General features: G+C 68.2%; 28 protein-coding genes. 18 read left to right on the top strand and 10 right to left on the bottom strand.

Going from position 1 to position 23,797, the window contains the following annotated elements; genetic code table 11:
• Positions 1-18: 18 nt before the first annotated feature.
• The gene (locus D7T59_RS08470; RefSeq protein WP_180851435.1) at positions 19-990 is read left to right on the top strand and encodes an FAD:protein FMN transferase; all 972 of its coding nucleotides are present in this window, start codon (positions 19-21) and stop codon (positions 988-990) included.
• The gene (locus D7T59_RS08475; protein ID WP_180851434.1) at positions 987-2,591 is read left to right on the top strand and encodes a sulfite reductase subunit alpha; all 1,605 of its coding nucleotides are present in this window, start codon (positions 987-989) and stop codon (positions 2,589-2,591) included. The genes D7T59_RS08470 and D7T59_RS08475 overlap by 4 nt, the downstream gene beginning before the upstream one ends.
• Before the next feature lie 113 nt (positions 2,592-2,704).
• Here D7T59_RS08475 and D7T59_RS08480 read toward each other — a convergent pair whose 3' ends face one another.
• From D7T59_RS08480 to D7T59_RS21305, 4 genes are all read right to left on the bottom strand, one after another.
• Positions 2,705-3,313, bottom strand: a complete 609-nt coding sequence (locus D7T59_RS08480; protein ID WP_180851433.1) for a HutD/Ves family protein — start codon at positions 3,311-3,313, stop codon at positions 2,705-2,707.
• Between the two features lie 34 nt (positions 3,314-3,347).
• The gene (locus D7T59_RS08485; RefSeq protein ID WP_012510304.1) at positions 3,348-4,073 is read right to left on the bottom strand and encodes a murein L,D-transpeptidase catalytic domain family protein; all 726 of its coding nucleotides are present in this window, start codon (positions 4,071-4,073) and stop codon (positions 3,348-3,350) included.
• A 16-nt stretch (positions 4,074-4,089) separates the two neighbouring features.
• Entirely contained in the window at positions 4,090-5,172 is a 1,083-nt protein-coding gene (locus tag D7T59_RS08490; protein WP_164138064.1) for a L,D-transpeptidase, read from the bottom strand.
• A gap of 352 nt (positions 5,173-5,524) precedes the next feature.
• Positions 5,525-5,851, bottom strand: coding sequence for a ComEA family DNA-binding protein (locus D7T59_RS21305; protein ID WP_239503787.1), 327 nt, complete (start codon positions 5,849-5,851; stop codon positions 5,525-5,527).
• Between the two features lie 201 nt (positions 5,852-6,052).
• Between D7T59_RS21305 and D7T59_RS08500 the strand changes: the two genes are divergently transcribed.
• The 4 genes from D7T59_RS08500 to murU all read left to right on the top strand — a co-directional run bounded on the left by D7T59_RS08500 (position 6,053) and on the right by murU (position 9,680).
• Complete coding sequence (locus D7T59_RS08500) at positions 6,053-7,546, top strand: M20 family metallopeptidase (protein WP_099553086.1); 1,494 nt, start codon at positions 6,053-6,055, stop codon at positions 7,544-7,546.
• A gap of 69 nt (positions 7,547-7,615) precedes the next feature.
• Entirely contained in the window at positions 7,616-7,885 is a 270-nt protein-coding gene (locus tag D7T59_RS08505) for a GlsB/YeaQ/YmgE family stress response membrane protein (RefSeq protein WP_005415577.1), read from the top strand.
• Positions 7,886-7,947: 62 nt separating this feature from the next.
• Positions 7,948-8,973 (top strand): aminoglycoside phosphotransferase family protein, encoded by a 1,026-nt coding sequence (locus tag D7T59_RS08510; protein WP_164138066.1) that lies wholly within the window; start codon positions 7,948-7,950, stop codon positions 8,971-8,973.
• Positions 8,970-9,680 carry an N-acetylmuramate alpha-1-phosphate uridylyltransferase MurU gene (gene murU, locus D7T59_RS08515; RefSeq protein ID WP_180851432.1) on the top strand — a complete coding sequence of 237 codons (711 nt, stop codon included), beginning with the start codon at positions 8,970-8,972 and terminating at the stop codon, positions 9,678-9,680. The genes D7T59_RS08510 and murU overlap by 4 nt, the downstream gene beginning before the upstream one ends.
• 488 nt (positions 9,681-10,168) lie before the next feature.
• On the opposite strand, the gene hda is transcribed toward murU, so the two are convergent.
• The 3 genes from hda to D7T59_RS08530 are packed head-to-tail and all read right to left on the bottom strand — an operon-like array spanning position 10,169 to position 13,181.
• Positions 10,169-10,876 carry a DnaA regulatory inactivator Hda gene (gene hda, locus D7T59_RS08520; protein WP_099553089.1) on the bottom strand — a complete coding sequence of 236 codons (708 nt, stop codon included), beginning with the start codon at positions 10,874-10,876 and terminating at the stop codon, positions 10,169-10,171.
• Positions 10,876-12,045, bottom strand: coding sequence for an AI-2E family transporter (locus tag D7T59_RS08525; RefSeq protein WP_106551083.1), 1,170 nt, complete (start codon positions 12,043-12,045; stop codon positions 10,876-10,878). The genes hda and D7T59_RS08525 overlap by 1 nt, the downstream gene beginning before the upstream one ends.
• Complete coding sequence (locus D7T59_RS08530) at positions 12,042-13,181, bottom strand: DUF2066 domain-containing protein (protein ID WP_164138070.1); 1,140 nt, start codon at positions 13,179-13,181, stop codon at positions 12,042-12,044. Before D7T59_RS08530 ends, D7T59_RS08525 begins: the two co-directional genes overlap by 4 nt.
• Before the next feature lie 99 nt (positions 13,182-13,280).
• Between D7T59_RS08530 and purM the strand changes: the two genes are divergently transcribed.
• From purM to D7T59_RS08565, 7 genes are all read left to right on the top strand, one after another.
• On the top strand, positions 13,281-14,339 hold the full coding sequence (gene purM / locus D7T59_RS08535) for a phosphoribosylformylglycinamidine cyclo-ligase (RefSeq protein ID WP_180851431.1): 1,059 nt from the start codon (positions 13,281-13,283) through the stop codon (positions 14,337-14,339).
• A 21-nt stretch (positions 14,340-14,360) separates the two neighbouring features.
• The gene (locus D7T59_RS08540; RefSeq protein ID WP_106551085.1) at positions 14,361-14,849 is read left to right on the top strand and encodes a hypothetical protein; all 489 of its coding nucleotides are present in this window, start codon (positions 14,361-14,363) and stop codon (positions 14,847-14,849) included.
• The gene (locus D7T59_RS08545; protein ID WP_164138076.1) at positions 14,846-15,268 is read left to right on the top strand and encodes a hypothetical protein; all 423 of its coding nucleotides are present in this window, start codon (positions 14,846-14,848) and stop codon (positions 15,266-15,268) included. The genes D7T59_RS08540 and D7T59_RS08545 overlap by 4 nt, the downstream gene beginning before the upstream one ends.
• Before the next feature lie 41 nt (positions 15,269-15,309).
• Positions 15,310-15,972: a DUF2238 domain-containing protein gene (locus D7T59_RS08550; RefSeq protein ID WP_258012982.1), complete on the top strand. Its 663-nt coding sequence runs from the start codon at positions 15,310-15,312 to the stop codon at positions 15,970-15,972.
• Complete coding sequence (gene purN / locus D7T59_RS08555; RefSeq protein WP_164138079.1) at positions 15,969-16,628, top strand: phosphoribosylglycinamide formyltransferase; 660 nt, start codon at positions 15,969-15,971, stop codon at positions 16,626-16,628. Before D7T59_RS08550 ends, purN begins: the two co-directional genes overlap by 4 nt.
• Before the next feature lie 67 nt (positions 16,629-16,695).
• Positions 16,696-17,523: a DUF3108 domain-containing protein gene (locus D7T59_RS08560; protein ID WP_164138081.1), complete on the top strand. Its 828-nt coding sequence runs from the start codon at positions 16,696-16,698 to the stop codon at positions 17,521-17,523.
• A gap of 2 nt (positions 17,524-17,525) precedes the next feature.
• Positions 17,526-18,209 carry a DUF3108 domain-containing protein gene (locus D7T59_RS08565; protein ID WP_180851430.1) on the top strand — a complete coding sequence of 228 codons (684 nt, stop codon included), beginning with the start codon at positions 17,526-17,528 and terminating at the stop codon, positions 18,207-18,209.
• A gap of 122 nt (positions 18,210-18,331) precedes the next feature.
• On the opposite strand, the gene D7T59_RS08570 is transcribed toward D7T59_RS08565, so the two are convergent.
• From D7T59_RS08570 to D7T59_RS08580, 3 genes are read right to left on the bottom strand one after another with little or no spacing between them, the layout of a single operon-like run.
• Positions 18,332-18,658 (bottom strand): hypothetical protein, encoded by a 327-nt coding sequence (locus D7T59_RS08570; RefSeq protein ID WP_049445831.1) that lies wholly within the window; start codon positions 18,656-18,658, stop codon positions 18,332-18,334.
• Positions 18,655-19,926 (bottom strand): UDP-N-acetylglucosamine 1-carboxyvinyltransferase, encoded by a 1,272-nt coding sequence (gene murA / locus D7T59_RS08575; RefSeq protein ID WP_099553100.1) that lies wholly within the window; start codon positions 19,924-19,926, stop codon positions 18,655-18,657. The genes D7T59_RS08570 and murA overlap by 4 nt, the downstream gene beginning before the upstream one ends.
• A 21-nt stretch (positions 19,927-19,947) precedes the next feature.
• A complete protein-coding gene (locus D7T59_RS08580; protein WP_005408396.1) occupies positions 19,948-20,178 on the bottom strand; it encodes a BolA family protein in 231 nt (76 codons plus the stop codon).
• Positions 20,179-20,232: 54 nt separating this feature from the next.
• Between D7T59_RS08580 and D7T59_RS08585 the strand changes: the two genes are divergently transcribed.
• The 5 genes from D7T59_RS08585 to lptB all read left to right on the top strand — a co-directional run bounded on the left by D7T59_RS08585 (position 20,233) and on the right by lptB (position 23,795).
• Positions 20,233-21,234, top strand: a complete 1,002-nt coding sequence (locus D7T59_RS08585) for a KpsF/GutQ family sugar-phosphate isomerase (protein WP_180851429.1) — start codon at positions 20,233-20,235, stop codon at positions 21,232-21,234.
• Positions 21,235-21,300: 66 nt separating this feature from the next.
• On the top strand, positions 21,301-21,849 hold the full coding sequence (locus tag D7T59_RS08590) for a KdsC family phosphatase (protein ID WP_180851428.1): 549 nt from the start codon (positions 21,301-21,303) through the stop codon (positions 21,847-21,849).
• Complete coding sequence (gene lptC, locus D7T59_RS08595; protein ID WP_099555262.1) at positions 21,846-22,421, top strand: LPS export ABC transporter periplasmic protein LptC; 576 nt, start codon at positions 21,846-21,848, stop codon at positions 22,419-22,421. The genes D7T59_RS08590 and lptC overlap by 4 nt, the downstream gene beginning before the upstream one ends.
• Before the next feature lie 103 nt (positions 22,422-22,524).
• Positions 22,525-23,076 (top strand): lipopolysaccharide transport periplasmic protein LptA, encoded by a 552-nt coding sequence (gene lptA / locus D7T59_RS08600; RefSeq protein ID WP_164139472.1) that lies wholly within the window; start codon positions 22,525-22,527, stop codon positions 23,074-23,076.
• The gene (lptB, locus tag D7T59_RS08605) at positions 23,076-23,795 is read left to right on the top strand and encodes an LPS export ABC transporter ATP-binding protein (RefSeq protein WP_005408391.1); all 720 of its coding nucleotides are present in this window, start codon (positions 23,076-23,078) and stop codon (positions 23,793-23,795) included. Before lptA ends, lptB begins: the two co-directional genes overlap by 1 nt.
• The last annotated feature ends 2 nt before the right edge of the window (positions 23,796-23,797 follow it).

A 23,797-nucleotide genomic window follows, 5' to 3' on the forward strand; every position in this document is an offset into this window, starting at 1 on the left:
CCGCCGCAACGCATCACCATGACCGATTCCCTGCTCGACATCGCCCGCCTCGGCGGCACCACCATGGGCACCACCTGGAGCGTGTCGCTGGTCGCGCCGCGCCAGCGCGACCTGCACCCGCTGCATGCCGGCATCCAGGCGCGGCTGGATGAAGTGGTCGCGCAGATGAGCACCTGGGAGCCCGGCTCGGATCTAAGCCGCTACAACCGCACCAACACAGGCCAATGGTGCGTGCTGCCGGCCGAGACGCGCCACGTTCTGGCCTGCGCACTGGCCATCGCCGCCGCCAGTGACGGTGCCTTCGATCCCACCATCGGTCCGCTGGTGGCACTGTGGGGCTTCGGTGCACATGCCGGTGAACGCCGCCAGCCCGACGACGCTACCCTGCAGGCCACGCGCGATCGTTGCGGTTGGCAGCGGCTGCAGTGGCAGGACGATGCGCTGCTGCAACCGGGTGGACTGGAACTGGATCTTTCTGCGATCGCCAAGGGCTTTGGCGTCGATCACGTGGCCGCCTGGTTGCGTGGGCAAGGCATTGCTGCAGCGCTGATCGAAGTTGGCGGCGAACTGGCCGGCTACGGCCGAAAACCGGACGGCCAGCCGTGGCGCGTGCTGGTGGAGTCCGCACCGGAAGAGGATGCGCACACCGATACCCCGCCACGGGTGCTGGCGCTGGATGGCAAGGCGGTGGCGACCTCCGGTGATCGCTGGCACCAGTACCAGGCCGATGGCGAGGCCTACAGTCACAGCCTGGACCCGCGTTCCGGCAGGCCGGTGCGGCAGGTTGCAGCGGCGGTCACGGTGGTGGCCGACGACGCCATGCACGCCGATGCCTGGGCCACGGCACTGACCGTACTCGGTCGCGAACAGGGCATGGCGCTGGCCGAACGCGAAGGACTGGCCGCGCGCTACCTGCAACGCGCTGCAGAAGGCCCGCAGGAATTCCTCAGCAGCGCCTTCCAGCGCCTGCTCGACGAGCAGGACGCATGAGCGCACGACCGTCGCGCGCGTTGCTCGGCAACGCACTTGTACTGATCGTACTGGCGCTGATCGCCTGGGCGCTGCTGCGACTTCATCTCGGCGAAGCCTGGTGGCAGGGCGCGCCACCGGCACGGCAATCGCAGATCGCCCTCATCGCCACCGCGCTGTATGCGCTGGCCTGCGCCGCACTGTGGTGGCGTGGCCGCCCGCGCGACGACGCCGCAACCGGTGACACGTCCCCGATCCTGCTGGTCTGGTCCAGCCAGACCGGCTTTGCCCGCGAACTGGCCGAACGCAGTGCCGAGGCCCTGCGCGGTGCCGGCGTGCCGGTGCGTGTGCGCGGACTGCATGAGGTGGATGCAGCGTTGCTGGCCGACAGCCAGCGCGCGCTGTTCATTGCCAGCACCACCGGCGAAGGCGATCCGCCCGACCACGCCCTGCCGTTCCTGCGCGGGGTGATGGCCGCGCCGCCTTCGCTGCAGCACCTGCACTACGGCGTGCTCGCACTGGGCGACCGCAGCTATGGCCACTTCTGCGGATTCGGCCACCAGCTCGACCAATGGCTGCGCCAGCACGGCGCGCACCCGCTGTTCGATGCGATCGAAGTCGACAACGCCGATCCGGCCGCGCTGCGCCATTGGCAGCAGTTGCTGGGACAACTTGGCGGCGGCGCCAGCGAGCTGCCCGACTGGAGCCCGGCCGAGTACCAGCCATGGACGCTGCTGCAGCGCGTGCATCTGAATCCCGGCAGCCCGGGCGGCGCGGTGTACTGGCTGCGCCTGCAGCCACCGGCAGGCAACAACGCGCATTGGCAGGCCGGCGACATTGCCGAGATCGGGCCACAACACGCACGGGACAGCGCGCGCGCGTGGCTGGACGCGCAGGGGTTCAATGCGGATAGCGTGCTGGATGATGGGCAGACGCTGCTGGCTCGCGTTGAGCGCTCGCACCTGCCCTCGCTGGTTCCACCGGGCGATCTGCCTGCGCTGCTGGCGGCATTGCAGCCGCTGCCGCATCGCGAGTACTCGATCGCCTCGGTGGTGGCCGATGGCGCGGTGGAGCTGCTGCTGCGCCGCCAGCTGCGCGCAGACGGTACACCCGGCATTGGCAGCGGCTGGCTGTGCGACCACGCGGCCATCGGCGAACCGGTGCAGCTGCGGCTGCGTCGCAACGACAACTTCCATGGCGTGCCCGCCGATGTGCCACTGCTGCTGATCGGCAACGGTACCGGCATCGCCGGCCTGCGCGCGCACCTGCACGAACGCGTACGTAGTGGCGCGCGCCGCACCTGGTTGTTGTTCGGCGAACGCACCGCCGCGCACGACTTCCACTTCGGTGAAGAACTACGGGCGATGCTGGCCGACGGCTCGCTGGCGCGGTTGGATGCAGTGTTCAGCCGAGATGGCGGCGTGCACCGTTACGTGCAGGACCGGCTGCTGGCCGAAGCGGCAACGCTGCGGCGGTGGGTGGATGAAGGCGCGACGATCCTGGTCTGCGGCAGCCTGCAGGGCATGGCCCCGGCGGTGGATACGGTGATCGAGCAGGTGCTTGGAGCGGACGGCAAGGAAGCGTTGCTGTTGGCCGGTCGTTACCGGCGGGATGTGTACTGAGGGTGCCGCATCCACGCATGGCGTGGATCTACAACGGCGTGTCCAGGCATGGTTGCAACCGCATCCCGGTAGATCCACGCCATGCGTGGATTGCGCCCACCGACGCCCAGGAATCATCCTCCCGACGCACTTACCCGTATCGCCAACAATTCGCCGCCACCCTGCACCGCATGACGCTGCCGTTCACCCGCTGACAGCCATGCGGTATCGCCGGCCTGCAGCGCCGGCAGGCCACTGTCGGCACCAAACTCCGCCCGACCGGCCAGCAGATGCAGCGCCCAGGCCACACCCGGTTCGCAGAAGAAGAACATCGACCCTACCAGTGGCCGGTGCAGCAGTTCGGCCTGCAGCAGCTCCCGCTTCCACATCAGGTTGAAGTCATGGGTTGTGCCATCGACCAGTTCGCCGTGCAGTGTTTCCTCACCCGCAAAGCGCACCCGTCCATGCGGTGGCAACACGTCGGCCACGCGGCCATCCTCGAAGCGCAGGCGCACGCCACTGCCCTGCAGCAGCACCAGCTCGCGCTCCACGCCCGGGAAGGCGGAGAACGCGGCGTCCTGCTCGATCTCGGCCACCGACAGGCGCAGCGCCCAGTCATCGCCCTGCGCCGGCAGGCGCAGGATCTCGCGGGTCCAGCCAAGTCCATTCCGCCAGCGTTCGCGGCGATAGTCCAGGTGGGAGATCACCTGGCTCGGAGTGTGCAGCAGGGAGTCGATGTTCATCGGCGCATTGCATCACGCCGCGCGCCGTCGTGCATCACCGCGTGGCGAGCGTGCCCTGGCCACCGCACTCGCCGGCCAGCAGCTGCGAGTGCTTCAGCCAATCTTGGTCGGGGTAGTAGGCAAACACCATCGTGCCGCCACGCAACGCATCGATCAGCGGCTTGGCCACCGACAGCCGCACCGCCGGGCAACCCAGGCTGCGGCCCAGCCGTCCCTGCAGCTGCGCGGTAGCCGGGTTCACGTACGGCGCACCATGGATGACGATGGCCCGGTCACGCGCGCGGTCGTTGAAGCCCGGTTCCAGGCCGGCCAGGCGCAGCGAATAGCCGTTGCCACCCATGTAGGTCTCTTGCGCGGTGAACGCGCCGAGGCTGGACATGAAACTGCCATCGCGGTTGGAAAAATGCTCGGTGCGGTTCTCACCACTGTTGCGGCCATGCGCCACCCATTCCTCGAACAGCAGGCGCTGGTGGGCCAGGTCGAACACCCACAGGCGCGGCTCGGTGGACGGCCGCGAGTAGTCGATCACGCTCAGGCGGTCACCGTTGATGCCCAGTTCCGGCCGTTGCAGTGCGCAGCGCATGGCATGCGCCGCCAGCTGCAGCACGTGGCGGTCGGCCTTGGGCGCGCTGCGCGACAGCAGGGCAGCCAGATCATCGGCAGAGGTGGCGAGGGCGGGCGTCTGTGCCAGCGCCGGGGCGCTGGCCGAGGTCGCCAGCAGGCCGAACGCGGCCAGCCGGCACAGGCGGGATGCAGTCATTGGCACAACGAGGGCGTCAGTTGCCCTTGAGGGTGGACCCTGGCGGCTCGGATTCCAAGACCGGCTGCATTCCGGATTCAGCCGGGCTTGGGCGGACCGCCGGCAGCGAGGTGACCAGCAGGGTCGTGCCCGGCACCAGCACCTGGTACAGCTGGCGGGCGAAATCGGCCGGCAGCGCCATCGGCAGCGAGGGCGTGGCCAGCAGGTCCGGGGTGGCCTGGGCACGGTCCTGGCCCAGCAGCGGGTAGGCCGTCCACTGGTGCAGGCGCTGGTTCGCGTCCAGCGGGCTGGGGGTGTCGCTGTAACCCTGCCCCATCACGAACAGCGTGGTGCCCTGGAAGGCCGGCAGGGCGTCGGCCTTCAGCGGCGATTCGCCGATCATCACGCCATCGCGCAGCACGTACAGGCGCTGGTCATGCAGGCTGACCAGGATGCCGACCTGCCCGGCCGGGGCCGCGCTGTCGTTCCACCAGGCCTGGGTGGCCGCACCCTCGGTTTCCGGCAACGCCTGCCCGCGCGCGTTGACCGGCGCCAGCACCGACGGATAGGCCAGGGTCATCGGCGAGCTCTTGGCATCGGCCACGACCACGGTATCGCCGCGCTGGGTTTCGCTGAACAGCTTCTGTGCGAAGGCCTGCGGCAGCCGCACGCAGCCATGCGAGGCCGGGTGCCCGGGCAGGCTGCCGCCATGCAGGGCGATGCCGTCCCAGGTCAGCCGCTGCATGTAGGGCATCGGCGCACTGTTGTAGAGGTTGGACTTGTGGTCCTTGTCCTTCTGCAGGATGGTGAACACACCGGTCGGCGTCTCGTGCCCGGCCTTGCCAGAGCTGATCGTGGTCAGGCCGATGGCGATGCCGTTGCGGTAGACGTAGGCGCGCTGCTCATCGAGGCTGACCACCAGCACGATCGGGCCGGTCGGCGAGATTTCCGGATGCCACAGGTATTCGCCCGGCTTGAGGTCGGTCGGCCCGCGTACCTCGGCGGTGCCGGCAGTGGCACCTGCAGACTTGGCAGCCGACGGCGGTGGCGCAGCGTGGGCCAGCAGCGGCAGGGCCAGTGCAAGGGCGAGCATCAGGGTCGTGGGGCGATGCGGAAACATCCAGCGGGTGTCCTTTCCATGCGGAGCAGCCACCGTACACCATCGACCCGTGGTGGCCGCGGCAAAACCGGGCGCCGGAAATGAAACTGCCCGGCGACACAGCCATGTGTCGTACCGGGCAATCGTTACGTCCCTGTCGGCCTGCTGCCGCCCCCTCGCATCCTGCGCTGTGGGGGTAGCGTTGCATCCTGCACGCGGCCGCGTCTGTCCTGTTTGTATCTCAGCCCCTTCCACAGGTCTGTGATGCCACCATCCTGGTGATTGGTGCCGCGTCCTGCGGCGGTCGGTGGTCACAGGCATCCTGCCTGTGTCCGGTGAACCAGCCTCCTGCCGGTTCCGACGATTCCTGCTGTCAGCGCCTGGGTACGGTTCGCACCGGTACCGATCCGGGTACCGGATCCGCCGGCAACAGCCTGTTGCCTACGGTGATCCGCTGTCGATTCCGTTCGACGATTGCATTCCCTATTCCCTTCACCTGCGTCAGGTCCTCGACGCGATGAAACGGGCCGTGTCTGCGCCGGTGCTCGACGATTGCCTCGGCCTTGGCGGCTCCGACCATCGTCAATCCCTGCTGCAGCGCCTGGGCATCGGCGCGGTTGATGTCGATCGGTTCGGCGGCATGCGCCCCAGCGATCCCCATTACCAGTACCAGCACCCTCAACACGACAAACCAAGGCACGACGTGTATCTCCTTGTGATTCTGGCCGTCCCGACCGGCAATCCCGTCGGTAGGAACAGTGTCCGTCACCACATGTGCACAGCCTATCGGTTTCCCGGATTTCCGTAAGCCAGCCAAATACCCGACGTGATGTAGGAAAAACCCTACCCCCGGCACAGGCGTAGAATGGCGCGATCACAGCCCATGCAACCGGAGTTTCAGATGGACAGCGCCAAGCTCGGCCAATTCGTCAATGACAAGTGGGACAGCGAGATCGTCCCGCAGTTGGTCGACTACATCCGCATTCCCAACAAGTCGCCGATGTTCGACGCCAATTGGGTGCAGAACGGCTACATGGAACAGGCGGTCACCCTGATGGAGAACTGGGCCAAGGCCCAGCAGCTGCCCGGCCTGAAGGTCGAAGTGGTGCGCCTGGAAGGCCGCACCCCGCTGATCTTCCTGGAAATTCCGGCCACCGGCGCCGAAACCGGCGACGACACCATCCTGCTCTACGGCCACCTGGACAAGCAGCCGGAAATGACCGGCTGGGACGACGACCTCGGCCCGTGGACCCCGGTCCTGCGCGGCGACAAGCTGTATGGCCGCGGCGGCGCCGATGACGGTTACGCCATCTTCGGTTCGCTGGCCGCGGTACTGGCGCTGCAGGCCCAGGGCTTGCCGCACGCCCGCTGCGTGGTGCTGATCGAAGCCTGTGAAGAATCGGGCAGCTACGACCTGCCGGCCTACGTCGACCATCTGGCCGATCGCATCGGCAAGCCGTCGCTGGTGGTCTGCCTGGATTCGGGCTGCGCCAACTACGACCAGCTGTGGTGCACCACCTCGCTGCGCGGCCTGACCGGCGGCAATTTCACCGTGAAGGTGCTCAACGAAGGCGTGCATTCCGGCGATGCCTCCGGCGTGATCCCGTCCAGCTTCCGCCTGCTGCGCCAGATCCTTTCGCGCATCGAGGACCAGGACACCGGCCGCATCCTGATCGACGGCATGAACGTCGAGATCCCGGCCGAGCGCCAGGAACAGGCCAAGCGTGCCGCCGAGGTGGTCGATACCGAGATCTTCGAGAAGTTCCCGATGGTCGACGGCCTGCGCCCGATGAACGAGGACCTGACCGAGCTGGTGCTCAACCGCACCTGGCGCCCGGCGCTGTCGGTCACCGGCGTCGGCGGCATGCCCCCGCTGGAATCGGCCGGCAACGTGCTGCGCCCGCAGACCTCGGTGAAGCTGTCGCTGCGCCTGCCGCCGACCGCCGATGGCAAGACCTGCGGCGAACTGCTGAAGGAAGCGCTGCTGCGCGACCCGCCGAACGGCGCGCAGGTCACCCTGGACCTTGAAAAGGCGTCCACCGGCTGGAACGCCCCGGCCATGGCGCCGTGGCTGACCCAGGCCATCGACGACGCCAGCCAGGCCTTCTTCGGCAAGCCGGCGATGTACATGGGCGAAGGCGGTTCGATCCCGTTCATGGGCATGCTCGGCGAGAAGTTCCCGGGAGCGCAGTTCATGATCACCGGCGTGCTCGGCCCGCACTCCAATGCGCACGGCCCGAACGAGTTCCTGCACATCCCGATGGGCAAGAAGGTCACCGCCTGCGTATCCAAGGTGATCAGCGAGCACTACGCCGCCAGCCTGCGCGGCGAGACCAGCGGTTCGCCGGTGGCCGCCGACAGCGGCACCCGCCACGGCGACCACGGCTGCTGCTGATCCGGCACCCGTGACGGACGCAGCCTGGCCTTGCTAGGCTGCGTCCACACTCAAGCGGAATCCGCGCGCATGAATGGTCTGTTCGGCAGCAGCAGCTGGCTGTACATCCTGCTGGTGGGCTTCTTCGTCGGCCTGCTCGGGCGCTTCTTCATGCCCGGCAACAACCGCATGGGCTGCCTGCTGACCATCGTGCTGGGCATCCTTGGCGCGCTGCTGGCCGGCTGGTTCGGCCAGTACATGGGCTGGTACGCCCCCGGTGAGCCGGCCGGTTTCCTCGGTGCGGTGGTGGGCGCGGTGGCCGTGCTGGCCGTCCTGCGCCTGTTCAGCGGCCGCCGCTGACCCCGTCCCCTTCCTTTCCTGTTCCCGACGTTGGCGCGCCCGGCGCGCCCGGATATGCCTGCATGACCGAACCCGCTTCCGATCCCCAGCGCAGCGCGCAGCGCCTGCAGTGGGCCCGTACCCAGCTCGATGATGCCAACGCGGTGGTCGAACGCGCTTCGGTCGATGCCGGCATGCGCAGCTACTGGCGCACCACCAGCACGCGCGGCAGCCACATCGTGATGGACGCCCCGCCGGGGCTGGAAGATCCGCGGCCGTGGCTGCGCATGCGCGGCCTGCTGCACGACAACGGTCTGCGCGTGCCCATGCTGCTCGCGCAGGACCTGGGGGCCGGCTTCCTGCTGCTGGAAGATCTCGGCGGCCCGACCCTGGCGAAGATCCTCGACGAGCGCAACGCCGATGAATGGTTCGGCCGCTCGATCGAACAACTGCTGCGCCTGCAGGCGATTCCGGTGCCGGCCGACTTCGGCCAGTTCGGCGAAGCGCTGCTGCAGCGTGATGCCGGCCTGTTCGACGAATGGTTCCTGCAGCGCCACCTGAACCTGGAGCTGGACTGCGGCGAGATCGAAGGCCTGCAGCTGGTGCATCGCCGCCTGATGGACAACGCGCTGGGCCAGGCCCAGCTGATGACCCATCGCGACTACATGCCGCGCAACCTGATGCCGGTCGACGACGGCCCGGCGGTACTGGATTTCCAGGACCTGGTGCGCGGCCCGATCGCCTACGACGCGGTAAGCCTGTTCAAGGACGCCTTCCTGAGCTGGCCGCTGCAGCGTGTGGACGAATGGCTGGCGCAGTACCACGAGCGTGCGCGCGATGCCGGCCTGCCGGTGCCCGACCGCGCCACCTTCCTGCGCGATGCCGACTGGATGGGCATCCAGCGCCACGTGAAGATCCTCGGCCTGTTCTGCCGCCTGCGCTATCGCGACAACAAGGGCCACTACCTGGACGACGCACCACGCTTCATCACCTATCTGGATGAAGTGCTGCCGCGCTACCGCGAGCTGGCACCGCTGCAGCAGCTGCTGGAACACCGCATCAAGCCTGCGCTGGCCGACCTGGCCGCACCGATGCGCGTGGCCCGATGAAGGCCCTGATCTTTGCTGCCGGCCTCGGCGAGCGCATGCGCCCGCTGACCCTGCACACGCCCAAGCCGCTGCTGGAAGTGGCCGGCAAGCCTCTGATCGTGTGGCATCTGGAGCGCCTCGCCGCACTCGGCGTGCGCGAGGTGGTGGTCAACACCGCGTGGCTGGCCGGGCAGTTCCCGGCGACGCTGGGCGATGGCAGCCAGTGGGGGCTGCGCCTGCATTTCCTGTACGAAGGACAGACCCCGCTGGAAACCGGCGGCGGCATCCTCAACGCACTGCCGGTGCTGGGCGACGCCCCGTTCCTGGTGGTGAACGGCGACATCTGGACCGATTTCGATTTCGCCACACTGCCACGTGAGCCACAGGGCCAGGCGCATCTGGTGCTGGTCGACAATCCCGCGCAGCACCCGGACGGTGACTACCGCCTCGATGCGCAGGGGCTGCTGCACCACGACCGCGAAGGGCAGTGCCTGACCTACGCCGGCATCGGCGTGTACCGTCCTTCGATCGTGGCCGACTGGCGTGCGGTGATCGGCGATGCGCCGGGCAGCGAGCGGCTGCCGCCGAAGTTCTCGGTGGTGCCGCTGCAGAAGCATTTCATGGCGCAGGGGTTGATGACGGGGCAGCACCATCGCGGGCGCTGGACCGATGTCGGCACGGTGGATCGCCTGCGCGCGCTGGATGCTGAGTTGGCGGCGAACGGCTGAGCCCCTCGTGGTTGGTCGCTCAGATCAAAAGCCGTGCTTGGCCGGGSGGGGKGGGTTCGCGGGGAACGCCGTGAACCCGTCCCTGGGGGCTTGGCCGCGGCATCCATGCCGCGGACACCCCCGCGAACCCACCCCACCCGGCCTCTGACAGTTTCCGTGGGCGTCCAGCCACGGAAGAAAGAATGAAAAGCAAAAGCGGGTCGCGTCGCTGCGCTCGCTCCTGTGTCGACCAACGGTCGACACCTACCACAACAGCAGTGCAGAACGCCGTCCCGACAGATCGCGGGAACCTGTCGAAGGCGGGGTGGCTCAGGTTGCGGGGGCGTGAGCGCCATGGATGGCGCGACCGAGGCTACAGGGACGTACTTGCGCCGTCCCCCGCAACCTGAGCCACCCCGCCTCCCCTCAGGAAGCCAGCTTCTGCCGTTGACGTTGACGTTGCTTCGGCTTCGGCGGGTGCAGGGCGCAGCCCTGCCGAACAACACCCCTCAGTAGCGGGGCCGGCCTTCTTCCAGCACCTGGCGCAGGAACGGCACGGTGATCCGACGCTTCGCCGCCAGTGATTCGCGGTCCAGCCAGTCCAGCAGCGTGATCAACCCACCCAGCTCGCGACCGGTGTGCGACAGCAGCCACTCGATGGACGCCTCGTCGATCGCCAACCCACGCCGCAGCGCGCGCTCGCGCAGCACCGCTGCCCGCCCTTCCTCATCCAGCGGTTGCAGCAGCACGCGCACGCACTGGCCCAGCCGCGAACGCAGGTCCGGCAGCACCAGGCCCAGCGCTTCCGGCGCCTTCTGCGCCGTGTACAGCACGGTCACGCCCGCGGCGCGCGCACGGTTGTGGAAATCGAACAGCGCGATCTCATCCTCGCGGTTGCCGGCAACCTCGTCCAGGCCGTCCAGCGCCACCAGTTCGCGCGCCTCCAGCCCATCCAGCGCCGCTCGCACGCGGCCGGCCGCGCTGGCCAGCGGCACGTAGGTCGGCAGGCGCCCGGCCTGCTCGGCGCTGGAACACATCGCCAGCGCCTGATGGGTCTTGCCGGTGCCCGCCGCCCCTTCCAGATAGACCCAATCGTGGCTGGCGCCCACTGCGATCGCGCGCAGCTGCGCCAGCGCGCCATCCGGCGCGCCGATGAAGGTCTCCAGGCGCTGGTCCCGCGGGTAATGCAGGGCCAGCGGCAGTTGCGGCACACCCATCACTTCAGGTCGGGGCCCTTGTCGTTCGGAATGATGATATGGGGGGCATCGACCACGCCATCAAGCACGATCGCCGGCTTCTCGCCCACGTACAGCTCGCTCTGGCGGTAACGCTGATGCGCGTAGCGCAGCAGCACGTTGGTCACCGCCGCCACCGGCAGCGCCAGCAGCATGCCGAGGAAGCCGAACAGCTGGCCACCGGCCATCACCGCGAAGATCACCGCCACAGGGTGCAGGCCGATCTTGTCGCCGACGATGCGCGGGGTCAGTACGTAGCTTTCCAGCAGCTGGCCCACGGTGAACACCACGCCGACCAGGATCAGCAGCTTCAGGTCGAAGCCCTGCGCCTGCACCAGTGCGGCGATGATCGCCATCAGGATGCCGGTGGTCGCGCCCAGGTAGGGGATGAAGCTGATCAGGCCGGCAATCAGGCCGATCAGCAGGCCCAGCTTGAGGCCGACCAGCGACAGGCCGCCGGCATAGATCACGCCCAGCGCCAGCATCACCAGGAACTGGCCGCGGATGAACGCGCCCAGCACCTCGTTGGATTCACGCGCCAGCGCGCTGATGGTGCCGATCTGGTTGCGCGGAATCACCGACGCGACCCGCTCGACCAGCTTGTCCCAGTCACGCAGGAAGTAGAACGCCAGGATCGGCAGCAGCAGGATGTTGACCACCCAGGTCACCATCGCGAAGCCCGAGCGCGAGACATAGCCCATGAACGTGGTGGCGAAGCCGCCGGCCTGCTGCCAGTGGCTGCGCACCCATTCGATCAGGCGGTCCGGGTCCAGCCACTGCATCACTTCCAGGCCGGTCTTCTGCTCGAACCAGGGAATCCCCTTCTCCATCAGCCACGCCTGTGCCTGCGGCGCGACCGCGATCAGGGTGGTGATCTGGCGCTCGATCATCGGCACCAGCACCAGCAGCAGCGCCACGATCACCAGCACCATCGCCGCGAACACCAGCACCACGCCGGTCATGCGCGAGCGGCCAGTGGCCTCGATGCGGTCCACCAGCGGGTCACCCAGCCAGGCCAGTGCCAGCGCCAGCACGAACGGGGTCAGGATCGGCGCCAGCAGCCACACCACCCAGCCGATCAGGCCGGCGAACAGGATGTACTTCAGGCGGCGCAGGAACTGCGCGATTTCCGCCTCCGGGGTCAGAGTCATCGCAGGCGGTACTCATTGCTGACCGGGGCGGCCACCGGGGTACCGGTGGTGTCATCGATCGGTGTGGGCAGGGCCGGCAGCGGTGCGCTCGGCACCAGTACGCCGTTGTCGCCCAGCATGCGGTTGAAGCCGGCCAGGCCGGTGGTCATCTCCAGGCTCAGTTCAAGCTGGCCGGCCGAGGCGTGCAGCGGGGTGACGTTGCGCACCACCGGCACCTCGCGCAGGCCGGCAGCCAGGCGCAGGTAGTCGTCGGCACTGTTGATGCCGGTGACCACCACCCGGTAGGTCCCGGCCTGGCCGACGGCGGCGCCCGCCTTGGCATAGCGCTTGACCAGCGCATCGGCGGCGCCGTCGGCACCGGCGGCCATCGCACGCATGGCGTTGGCGTCCTTGCTGGTCCACTTGTTCAGTTCACGGCCGTTGTCGACGAACACCCAGTCCGCCTGCCAGCCGCCGTTGGCGCGGTACAGCTTGCCGATCAGCTGCATCGGCGGTGAGTAGCGCGAGGAGGCACGGGCCACGGCGGCACTGTCCTGGCGCCAGATCGCACCTGCCAGCGCCTGTTCGGCGGCACCACCACTGGGCAGGCCCAGCTTGTAGCCACGTTCGATGGCGCGGTTCAGCAGCGGGCGGGCGGCATTGGCCTGCTGCACGCTGACCAGGCGCGGGCCGCTGCCATCGTCGACGGCCAGCCACAGCACCGGCTTCGGTCGCGGCTGCGGCCACAGTGGCAGGCCCAGCGCCGACACCAGCGAATCCACGTCGTCCTCGCGGAAGCGGGCCACCAGCAGGGTACGGAAGCTGGGGGCGCCGTTGGCGCTCACGCTCTGGTCCTGCTTGTAGTCGTAGCTGGCCACGTAGTCCTTGGCGTTGCGCAGCGCCTGCACCACGCCGGGGCGGGACATCACGCTGCGGTCGCCGGACAGCTTGCCCAGGACCACGCTCAGGGCGCGGGCCAGGGCGCCGTTGCGATCGGCCTCGGCCTGGCTGTTGACGGGCACTTCGGCCTCGTACGCGCCACTGGCGGTGGCGACATCACCCTCGGTGCGAAGGCCGCTCTGGGCCATCGTGGCCACCGGCAGGCTCAGCGCAAGGAGCAGGGTCAGAATCAGGCTGCGGCGCATCAGGACATCCATTGGCTCGACGTATCCGGGGGAATTGTTGCCCGAATACGGCCTTTGCGCCAATGCGGCCTGTTAAAATCGCCCGTTCAACCCCTGCCAGCGCCGACGCCCGTGACCAACACCCCGTCTTCCGCCCCCTCCCCCCTCACCTATCGTGACGCGGGTGTCGACATCGACGCCGGCAACGAACTGGTCGAGCGGATCAAGCCCCTGGTCAAGCGCAGCTTCCGCCCGGAAGTGATGGGCGGCCTGGGTGGCTTCGGCGCCCTGTTCGACCTGTCCAACAAGTACCGCGAGCCGGTGCTGGTGTCGGGTACCGACGGCGTGGGCACCAAGCTGAAGCTGGCCCACCAGCTGAACCGCCACGATACGATCGGCATCGACCTGGTCGCCATGTGCGTGAACGACGTGCTAGTACAGGGTGCCGAGCCGCTGTTCTTCCTGGACTACTTCGCCACCGGCAAGCTGGACATCGACACTGCGGCGGCGGTCGTGGGCGGCATCGCCAACGGCTGCACCGAGGCCGGCTGCGCCCTGATCGGCGGCGAAACCGCTGAAATGCCCGACATGTATGCCCCGGGCGAGTACGACCTGGCCGGCTTCACGGTCGCCGCGGTCGAGAAGAGCGAGCTGAAGGACGGCGCCAGCGTGGCCGCCGGCGACGTGCTGATCGGCATCGCCTCCTCCGGCCCGCACTCCAACGGCTACTCGCTGGTCCGCCGCATCTACGACCGCGCCGGCCGCCCGGCCGATCTGGAGCTGGAAGGCGGCGTGAAGCTGGTCGATGCCCTGATGGCGCCGACCCGCCTGTACGTCAAGCCGATCCTGTCGCTGCTGAAGTCGCACGGCGAGGCCATCCATGGCATGGCCCACATCACCGGTGGCGGCCTGACCGAGAACATCATCCGCGTGGTTCCCGACGGCCTCGGCCTGGACATCCAGGCGTCGTCCTGGACCCTGCCGCCGGTGTTCCAGTGGCTGCAGAAGGAAGGCGCGGTGGCCGACAGCGAGATGTGGCGCACCTTCAACTGCGGCATCGGCTTCGTGCTGATCGTCGCGCCGGACCAGGTCGCTGCCGTGTCCGAAGCGGTCAAGGCGCAGGGCCTGGAGCACTGGACCATCGGCCAGGTGGTCACCGCCGAAGGCGCCGAGCGCGTCCGCATCGGCTGAGCCCGGCAACCAGGAGCCCGCATGGACGCAACGCCCCCCTTGTCGCCCGCCCCCGTACCGCCGCCACTGGCGACGGTACCGCCGTTCAGCGCGCAGGATGCCGACCACCTGCGCATGCTGGCCATCGCACACTACGTGGTCGGTGGCCTGATCGTGCTGTTCTCGCTGATCTTCATCCTGCACATCGTGATCGGCATCGCTGCGTTGACAGGCAGCCTGCCGATGAAGTCCGGTGGCGAGCCCTCCTCGCCGGAGGAACAGCGCCTGATGGGCTGGGTGTTCACTGTTCTCGGCTGCGTCGTCGTGTTCGGTGGCATCGCGCTGGGCTCGTTCGTGGCCTATGCCGGCCGCTGCCTGTCCCGCCGCCGCCGCCATCTGCTGTGCCTGATCGCGGCTGGCCTGGCCTGCCTGTTCACGCCGGTCGGCACGGTGCTGGGGGTGTTCAGTCTGATCACCCTGCTGCGTCCGCAGGTCAAGGCTGCCTTCGACGCCCCCGCCACGGCCGCATGACCGCCTCCAACATGCCGCCGCCGTTGCCGCAGCAGACCCTGGCGCAGCTGCAGCTGGCCAGCCACCTGCAGACGCTGGGAGTGCTGTTCTACGCGTTGGTCGGTTTCCATTGGGTCGCCGCAGTGGCGTTCCTCGCCCTCAGCGGCTGGGTGGCCCACTCGCGGGGGCTGGACGATGCCTGGATGCTGACCACGGTCTATGCCTCGATGGCCGTGCTGGCCATCGTGCTGGGTGTTGTGCAGCTGCGCACCGCCCGCCTGCTGTCACGCCGCACAGGCCTGGCCTGGTGCCAGCGCGCGGCCTGGCTGGGCGTGCTGGCCGGCCCACTGGGCATGGCGCTGACCGCCTATGCCTGGGTGTTCCTGTCCAAGCCGGACATGGCCGCGCTGTTCGACCGCGGCGACCATCTCGGCGTCTGAGCCCGCAGGCAGACGACCCGCCCTTCCCAGATCGACTCTCCATGTCCTCGCCTGCCTTCTCGACAACCGCCTCACCCACCCGCTACCGCTTCTCGGGCCCGAAGAAGCTGGCCTTCGCCGCCGTACTGGCGGTCTTCGCGATCAGCTGGATCCACCCGCTGTGGCCCACCGAACAGGCCCTGCACAGCACACTGACCGTGATCGGGCTGGCCGCCCTGCTGTGGGTCGACCGTCGCGGTGGCTGGCTGGGCAATGGCGCCTTCATCGCCATCTGCGGCTTCATCGCCCTGCACTGCGTGGCCGCGCGCTGGCTGTACTCGAACGTGCCCTACGACGCCTGGGCGCAGGCGCTGACCGGCTGGTCGCCCAACGCGGCATTCGGCTGGCAGCGCAACCATTTCGACCGCCTCATCCACTTCCTGTTCGGCGTCTGCTTCACGCCGGCGCTGCTGCAGCTTGCCCGTCATGCGTGGCCGGCGCTGCGCCCGGGCCAGGCCTTCACCCTGGCGGTTATGACGGTGATGTGCGCCAGCCTGGTCTACGAATGGTTCGAATGGGCCATCGCGCTGGCGCTGTCGCCGGATGCCGCCGAAGCCTACAACGGCCAGCAGGGTGACATGTGGGATGCGCATGCCGACATGCTGATGGCGACCGTCGGCAGCCTGCTGACCTGGCCATTGATCCGCCGGAGTTCCCTGCAATGACCGCCCCAACCCGCATCGCCGTGCTCGCCTCGGGCCGCGGCAGCAACCTGCAGGCCATCCTCGACGCGATCGGCAGCAACCGCCTGCCGGCCGAGGTGGTCGGCGTGTTCTCCGACCGTCCCGCTGCAGAAGCACTGCAACGCGTCGATTCCGGCCTGCGCTGGGCACGCACGCCGAAGTCCTTCAGTGACCGCGCCGCCTACGAGCAGGCACTGGGCGATGCGCTGGCAGCAGTACAGCCGGACTGGATCGTCTGTGCAGGCTACATGCGCATCCTTGGTCCGGCCTTCGTGCAGCGCTTCGATGGCCGCCTGGTCAACATCCACCCGTCGCTGCTGCCGCTGCACAAGGGCCTGGACACCCACGCGCGGGCGCTGCAGGCCGGCGATGCCGAGCACGGTGCCAGCGTGCACCTGGTGGTGCCGGAGCTGGATGCCGGAGCCGTGCTGGCGCAGGTGCGGGTTCCCGTGCTGCCAGGCGACGACGCGCACAGCCTGGCCGAGCGGGTGCTGGCGGTGGAGCACCCGCTGCTGATCGCCACGCTGCAGCTGCTGTGCGAGGGCCGCCTGGCTGAACGGGAGGGTCAGCCCTGGCTGGACGGTCACCCCCTGTTTAGCCCCTTGGCCCTAGATTCCGCCGGAAACCTGAACCGGTAACGCCCTTGCACACGCCCCGCTGACTGCGGGGCTGGCATCCTGCCTCCTCCTGCGGTCCCTGTCCTCCATGAAGACCACGACGCTGCTGTCCACTTCACTGCTGTTGTCGCTTGCCGTGCTTCCCGGCGTGGGCTGGGGCCAGGCGCAGCCGCCTGCGGCTTCACCGGCACCGCCATCCGCACCCGCTGCGCTGCCACCGAACGAGCCCAGCGTGCCGCTGCTGCCGGCACTGGCCTGGGAGCCACCGCCGCTGCAGCCGTTCACCGCCACCTACCAGGCCTTCTACAAGGGCAAGGAAGCGGGAGATGCCAGCATGCAGGTCACCCACACCGGCGGCAGCCAGTGGCGGGTGGACATGCAGGTGGTCGGCCGCCGCGGCTTTGCCAGCGTGCTCGGCCTGAACATCGAGCAGAGCACGGTGTTCGAAGAGCGCAGTGGCGTCTACGCACCGCTCAGCCAGAGCACGGTGCGCAAGGGCCTGTTCCTGGGCAAGAAGGCCGTGGGCACCTACAACTGGCAGGCCGGTACCGCGCAGTGGACCGGCGACGTCAAGAAGGAACGTGCGCAGCCGATCCCGCTGCAGCCGGGCGACCAGAGCGCACTGCTGATCAACCTGGCGATCATGCGCGATGCGCGCCCCGGCGCCGCCATGCATTACCGCTACGTGGACATGGGCAAGGTCCGCCAGCACGACTACCAGGCCGCGCCGCAGACCGAGAACGTCGAGGTCGGCGACCTGTCCTACAACGCGCTGCGGGTCTACCGGACCAATGGCGGCAACAACGAAACCATCCTCTGGATCGCCAACGGTGTCCCCACCCCGGTGCGCATCCTGCAACGCGAAGACGGCGAAGACCGCGTCGATCTGCGCCTGATCGAATACCAAGGAGTCTGAGCATGAGCACCCTGACCCGCCCCCTCACCTGGATCGCCGCTGCCGCGCTGACCGTGGCCAGCCTGCCGGCAATGGCGCTGGAGCCGTTCAAGGCCGACTACCTGGCCAGCTACATGGGCATGCAGGCGAACGGCACCATGACCCTGTCCAGCGAAGGCGCCAACAAGTGGCGCTACAGCCTGCAGGTGAAGAACCAGCTGGCCGACCTCAGCCAGAGCACCGTGTTCGAGGAAGTGCGCGGCCAGCTGCGCCCGCTCAGCAGCCAGGACCGTTCGGCCCTGCTGGTGAAGAAGCGCAACGTGCAGGCCACCTACAACTGGAACAGCAACCAGGCCACCTGGAGCGGCGACATCAAGCCCGACCGCGCCGGACCGATCGCACTGAAGGCCGGTGACATGGATGCGCTGCTGATCAACCTGGCGATTGCCCGTGACCTGGCGGCCGGCAAGCCGCTGACCTACCGCATGGTGGACGAGGGCCGGATCAAGAACATGACCTACCGCGTGATCGGCAAGGAATCGATCACCGTGGCCGGCAAGAGTTACGAGGCCACCAAGGTGTCGCGTGCCGATGGCAACAAGGAGCTGATCGCCTGGATCGTACCGAACTTCCCGGTGCCGGCGCGGATGCTGCAGCGTGAGAGCGGCCGCGATGCGCTGGACCTGACCATCAAGGCGATGAACTGACGCGCGAACCGGTAGTGCCGGCCGCTGGCCGGCATTCTCGCGATGCTCCACGAGGTTGATGGGGTTGCCGGCCAGCGGCCGGCACTACCGAAAAGAAAACGCCCGCTTTCGCGGGCGTTTTCTTATTTCTTCGCTTCAGCCGGCTTCTCTTCAGCCGCCTTGAACTCGGTGCGGCAGTCCACGCGGATCTGCTCGCCGGTACTGCGCCAGACAAACGTACGGCAATGGCGGTTGCCGTCCTGGCTGTCGTTCACCGCAACCGCATAGAACGACTCGATGATCTCGTCACGCGTGACCGTGCCGTCGCCGTTCCAGTCCATGTCCTTCTGCTCGATGCCCTGGGTGATGGCGATGTTGGCGTACCAGGCATAGCCCAGCCACGCCAGCACGATCAGCACCAGGGCCAGCAGCGCCTTGCGGCGCGGGCTGAACTTGCCGCGCAGGATCATGGCACGCGCCGGATGGTGGCGCCGAGCGAAGACAGCTTCTCTTCGATGTTCTCGTAGCCACGATCAAGGTGGTAGATGCGGTCGATGGTGGTGTCGCCGCTGGCCATCAGGCCGGCCAGGATCAGCGAGGCCGACGCACGCAGGTCGGTCGCCATCACCGGTGCGCCACTCAGGTGCTCGCTGCCACGCACGATGGCGGTATGGCCTTCGACCTGGATGTCCGCGCCCAGGCGCAGCAGTTCGTTGACGTGCATGAAACGGTTCTCGAAGATCGTTTCGTTGATCACGCCCACGCCGTCGGCCACGCAGTTGAGCGCCATGAACTGCGCCTGCATGTCGGTCGGGAATGCCGGGTACGGCGCGGTGGTCAGGTTGACCGCCTTCGGCCTCTTGCCCTGCATGTCCAGGGTGATGCTGTCGTCGGTGGTCTCGATCTTCGCACCGGCCTCGACCAGCTTGGACAGCACCGCGTCCATGGTGTTCGGGCGTGCGCGGTTGACGGTGACCTTGCCGCCGGTCATCGCCGCGGCCACCAGGAAGGTGCCGGTCTCGATGCGGTCGGGCAGCACTTCATGGCGGCCACCGGACAGGCGCTCGACGCCTTCGATCACCAGGCGGGCGGTGCCCAGGCCTTCGATCTTCGCGCCCAGTGCGATCAGGCAGTGCGCCAGATCGGTCACTTCCGGTTCCATCGCGCAGTTGTCGAGGATGGTGGTGCCTTCAGCCAGCACCGCGCCCATCAGCACGTTCTCGGTGCCGGTGACACTGACCATGTCGAAGGTGAAGTGGCCACCCTTCAGGCGCTTGGCGGTGGCCTTGATGAAGCCGTTCTCGACCACGATCTCGGCGCCCAGCGCCTGCAGGCCCTTGATGTGCTGGTCGACCGGACGCGAGCCGATCGCGCAGCCGCCCGGCAGCGACACTTCGGCCGCGCCGAAACGGGCCAGCAGCGGGCCCAGCACCAGGATCGAGGCGCGCATGGTCTTGACCAGCTCGTACGGTGCCACGTGCTGGTTCACCGAGCGCGGGTCGACCACGATCGCGCTGCCGCGCGACAGCGTGCCCTGGTCGATGGTGACCTTGGCGCCCAGCTCGCCCAGCAGCTTCACCGTGGTGACCACATCGTGCAGGTGCGGCACGTTGGTGATCTCCACCGGCTCATCCGCCAGCAGGGTCGCGCAGAGAATGGGGAGGACGGCGTTCTTGGCGCCGGAGATGCTCACTTCACCGTGCAGCGCAGCGCCGCCGGTCACAACGATCTTGGCCATGTATTCGGGATCTTCTGCGGTTCAGCCGGCTTCGGCCGGGGTCACGGTTTTCAGCGCCAGCGCGTGGATCGCGCCGCCCATCAGGTCACCCAGGGTGGCATACACCATGCGGTGGCGGGCCAGCGGCATCTTGCCGGCAAAGGCCTCGCAGACCACGGTCGCTTCGAAATGCACGCCATCGTCGCCCTGCACGTCGGCGCGGGCGCCGGGCAGGCCGGTTTCGATCAGATTGCGGATGGTGTCGGCGTCCAACGGGCTTTCCTAATAAAATGTGCGTCCATTCTACTTCCGCTGCGTGGCGTCCGCATGGCCGAATCCCTGTTGCCCCCCCGTTCCGTCGACCCTGCCGGCCTGGTTGCCAGCGGCCGCCGCGTGTTCGAGATCGAGCGGCAGGCACTGGATGCCGTGGCCGACCGCCTCGGCGAAGCCTTCCAGCAGGCCTGCCAGGCGATCCTGGCCAGTCGTGGCCGGGTGGTCGCCACCGGCATGGGCAAGTCCGGGCATGTCGCCCGCAAGATCGCCGCCACCCTGGCCTCTACCGGCACGCCGGCGTTCTACGTGCACCCCGGCGAAGCCGGCCACGGCGATCTCGGCATGATCACCGAGGACGACGTGGTGCTGGCCCTGTCCTATTCGGGCGAATCGGACGAGGTGCTGATGCTGCTGCCGGTGCTCAAGCGCCAGGGCAACGTACTGATTTCCATGACCGGCCGCCCGCAGTCCAGCCTGGCCACCGCCGCCGACATCCATCTGGACGTGAGCGTGCCGGCCGAGGCCTGCCCGCTGGCGCTGGCGCCCACCTCCAGCACCACTGCCTCGCTGGCGATGGGCGATGCACTGGCCGTGGCCCTGCTCGACGCGCGTGGCTTCACCGCTGATGACTTCGCCCGTTCACACCCGGCCGGCAACCTTGGCCGCCGCCTGCTGCTGCACATCACCGACGTCATGCACACCGGCGACGACCTGCCCAGCGTGGGCGCCGACGCCAGCCTCAGCGAAGCGCTGATGGAGATGAGCCGCAAGCGGCTGGGCATGACCGCCGTGGTCGACGCCGACGGCGTGCTGATCGGGCTGTTCACCGACGGCGACCTGCGCCGTGCGCTGGACAGCGCGCTGGACGTACGCACGGCGAAGATCGCCGACGTGATGACCCGCAACCCGCGCACCATCGGCGCCGACCAGCTGGCGGTCGAGGCCGCCCGGCTGATGGAGACCCACAAGATCACCGGCCTGATCGTGGTCGATGGCCAGGGCCGCGCGGTCGGCGCCCTGAACATTCATGACCTGTTGCGGGCCCGGGTGGTTTAACCGACAGTCCATAGACCCCATTCAGTCTGTAATGCCGCACCCGCCCACAACGAGCCTGCCGCCCTGATGCCCTGGTCCCCCCTGCCCGCCTTTCCCGCCCACCTGCATGCCACTGCGGCCCAGATCCGCCTGGCCTGCTTTGACGTGGACGGCACCCTCACCGACGGTCAGCTGTACTACGACAAGGACGGCAACGAGAGCAAGGCGTACTTCGTGCAGGACGGCCTGGGCCTGAAACTGCTGCAGCAGCACGGCATCCACCCCGTGCTGATCACCGCGCGCAACAGCCAGTCCGCGCTCAAGCGCGGCGCCGACCTGGGCATCGACACCCAGATCGCCGTGGGCGACAAGCTGGCCAGCGTGCAGGCGCTGTGTGCGCAGCACGGCATCGGCCTGGAACAGGTGGCGTTCATGGGCGATGACCTGCCCGACCTGGCGCCGCTGGGTGCGGTCGGCCTGGCGGTGGCCCCGGCCAATGCCCATCCGTGGATCGCCGAACGCGTGCACTGGCAGACCCGCGCCGAGGGCGGCCGTGGCGCCGCGCGCGAGCTGTGCGACATCCTGCTGGCCGCCCAGGGCCGCGTGGATGCGGTGCTGGCGAGGTTCGGCGCATGAACGTGCCCACCCTGAACTGGCGCACCCTGCTCGGCATCGGCCTGCTGCTGGCCGCCCTGCTGAGCAGCTGGGCGGCGCTGCGCAACCGCGACAAGGGGCCAGCCACCGGTGGCCAGGAAATCGGCGTGGATTACATCCTGCATGACTTCCAGATCGTCGCCCTGGATGAGCACGGCAAGGAATCGACCACCCTGCGCGCACCGCTGCTGGAACGCCAGCGCGGCGACCAGACCATCAACATCGCCACCCCGCTGTTCGAGATGCCGGACAAGGACGGCAAGCACTGGACCCTGCGTGCAGAGACCGGCTGGCTCAGCGCCAAGGGCGACGAGATGAAGCTGCGCGGCAATGTCGCCGGCGACAGCCCGGCGGGCCCGGGCGTGGTGCCGACCACCTTCCGCACCGACCACCTGGACGTGTTCCCGAAGGACAACCGCGCCCGTACCGACGCCCTGGTGACCATGACCCGCCCGGGCATGGAACAGTCCGGCGTCGGCTTCGAGGTGGATTCCAAGAACAACACGTATCATTTCCTCAGCCAGTCCAAGGGCCGCTACACGCCCAAACGCTGATTCCGCCGCCAGCCCGCGACGTCTCCGGACAGGCGCAGGGCCGGCAGCCCCACCCTCCGCCCCCGGCCCGCCCGGGAGGCCCTCACCGGTAGAACGGACCCCGATGAAGATTCCCTTTGCCGCCGTACTCGCGCTCGGTCTTCTTGTCCCCAGCGCCGCCTTCGCCAAGTCCACCGACCGCAACGAAGACATGCACATCGATTCCGGCGCCCAGTCCGGCATGCTCACCGGCGACGGCAAGACCGTGCTGTCGCAGGGCGTGATCATCACCCAGGGCACGCTGGACCTGCGCTCGTCCGAGGCCGAGATCTACCTCAAGGACGGCGAGCCCGTGCGTGCGGTGTTCACCGGCAAGCAGGCCAAGATGAAGCAGCAGCTTGACGACGGTACCTGGATGGACGCGCTGGCTGATCGCATCGACTACGACATCAAGACCGAGATCATCACCCTGACCGGCAACTACAAGGTCACCAGCGCGCGCGGCACCAATGCCGGCCAGCGCATGGTCTACAACACCCGCACCGGCGAGATGAACTCCGGTGGTGACGGCAGCCGCGTGCGCACCGTCATCCCGCCGAAGAACAAGACCCCGGCCGCGCCGGCGGCACAGCCCAAGGCCACCACGCCGGCACAGCCGGCCGGGAGCAAGAAGTAATGCTCGTCGCCAAGGGCCTGCGCAAGAAGTACAAGCAACGCGAAGTGGTCAAGGACTTCGGGCTGACCCTCGATGCGGGCGAAGTGGTCGGCCTGCTTGGCCCCAACGGCGCCGGCAAGACCACCTGTTTCTACATGATCGTCGGCCTGGTCGCCGCCGATGCCGGCAGCATCGTGCTCGACGGCAAGGACATCACCGGCGACCCGATGTACACCCGCGCCAAGCAGGGTGTGGGCTACCTGCCACAGGAACCGTCGGTGTTCCGCAAGCTGACCGTGGCCGACAACATCCGCCTGGTGCTGGAACTGCGCGAGGACCTGGACTCGGCCGGCCGCGAGCGCGAATTGAACGGCCTGCTGGACGAACTGCAGCTGGGCCATGTCGCCGACCAGCTCGGCGCCAGCCTGTCCGGTGGCGAACGCCGCCGCTGCGAGATCGCCCGCGCACTGGCCGCGCAGCCGCGCCTGATCCTGCTCGACGAACCGTTCGCCGGTGTCGACCCGATTTCGGTGGGCGAGATCCAGCGCATCGTCACCCATCTCAAGCAGCGTGGCATCGGCGTGTTGATCACCGACCACAATGTGCGCGAGACCTTGGGTATCTGCGACCGCGCGTATATCCTCGCCGAGGGCAGCGTGCTGGCCCAGGGTTCGCCGGAGGCGATCCTGGACAACGCCGACGTGCGTCGGGTCTACCTTGGGGATTCCTTCAAGCTGTGACT

The organism is Stenotrophomonas maltophilia, assembly GCF_013464915.1.
Classification (GTDB): domain Bacteria; phylum Pseudomonadota; class Gammaproteobacteria; order Xanthomonadales; family Xanthomonadaceae; genus Stenotrophomonas; species Stenotrophomonas maltophilia_AT.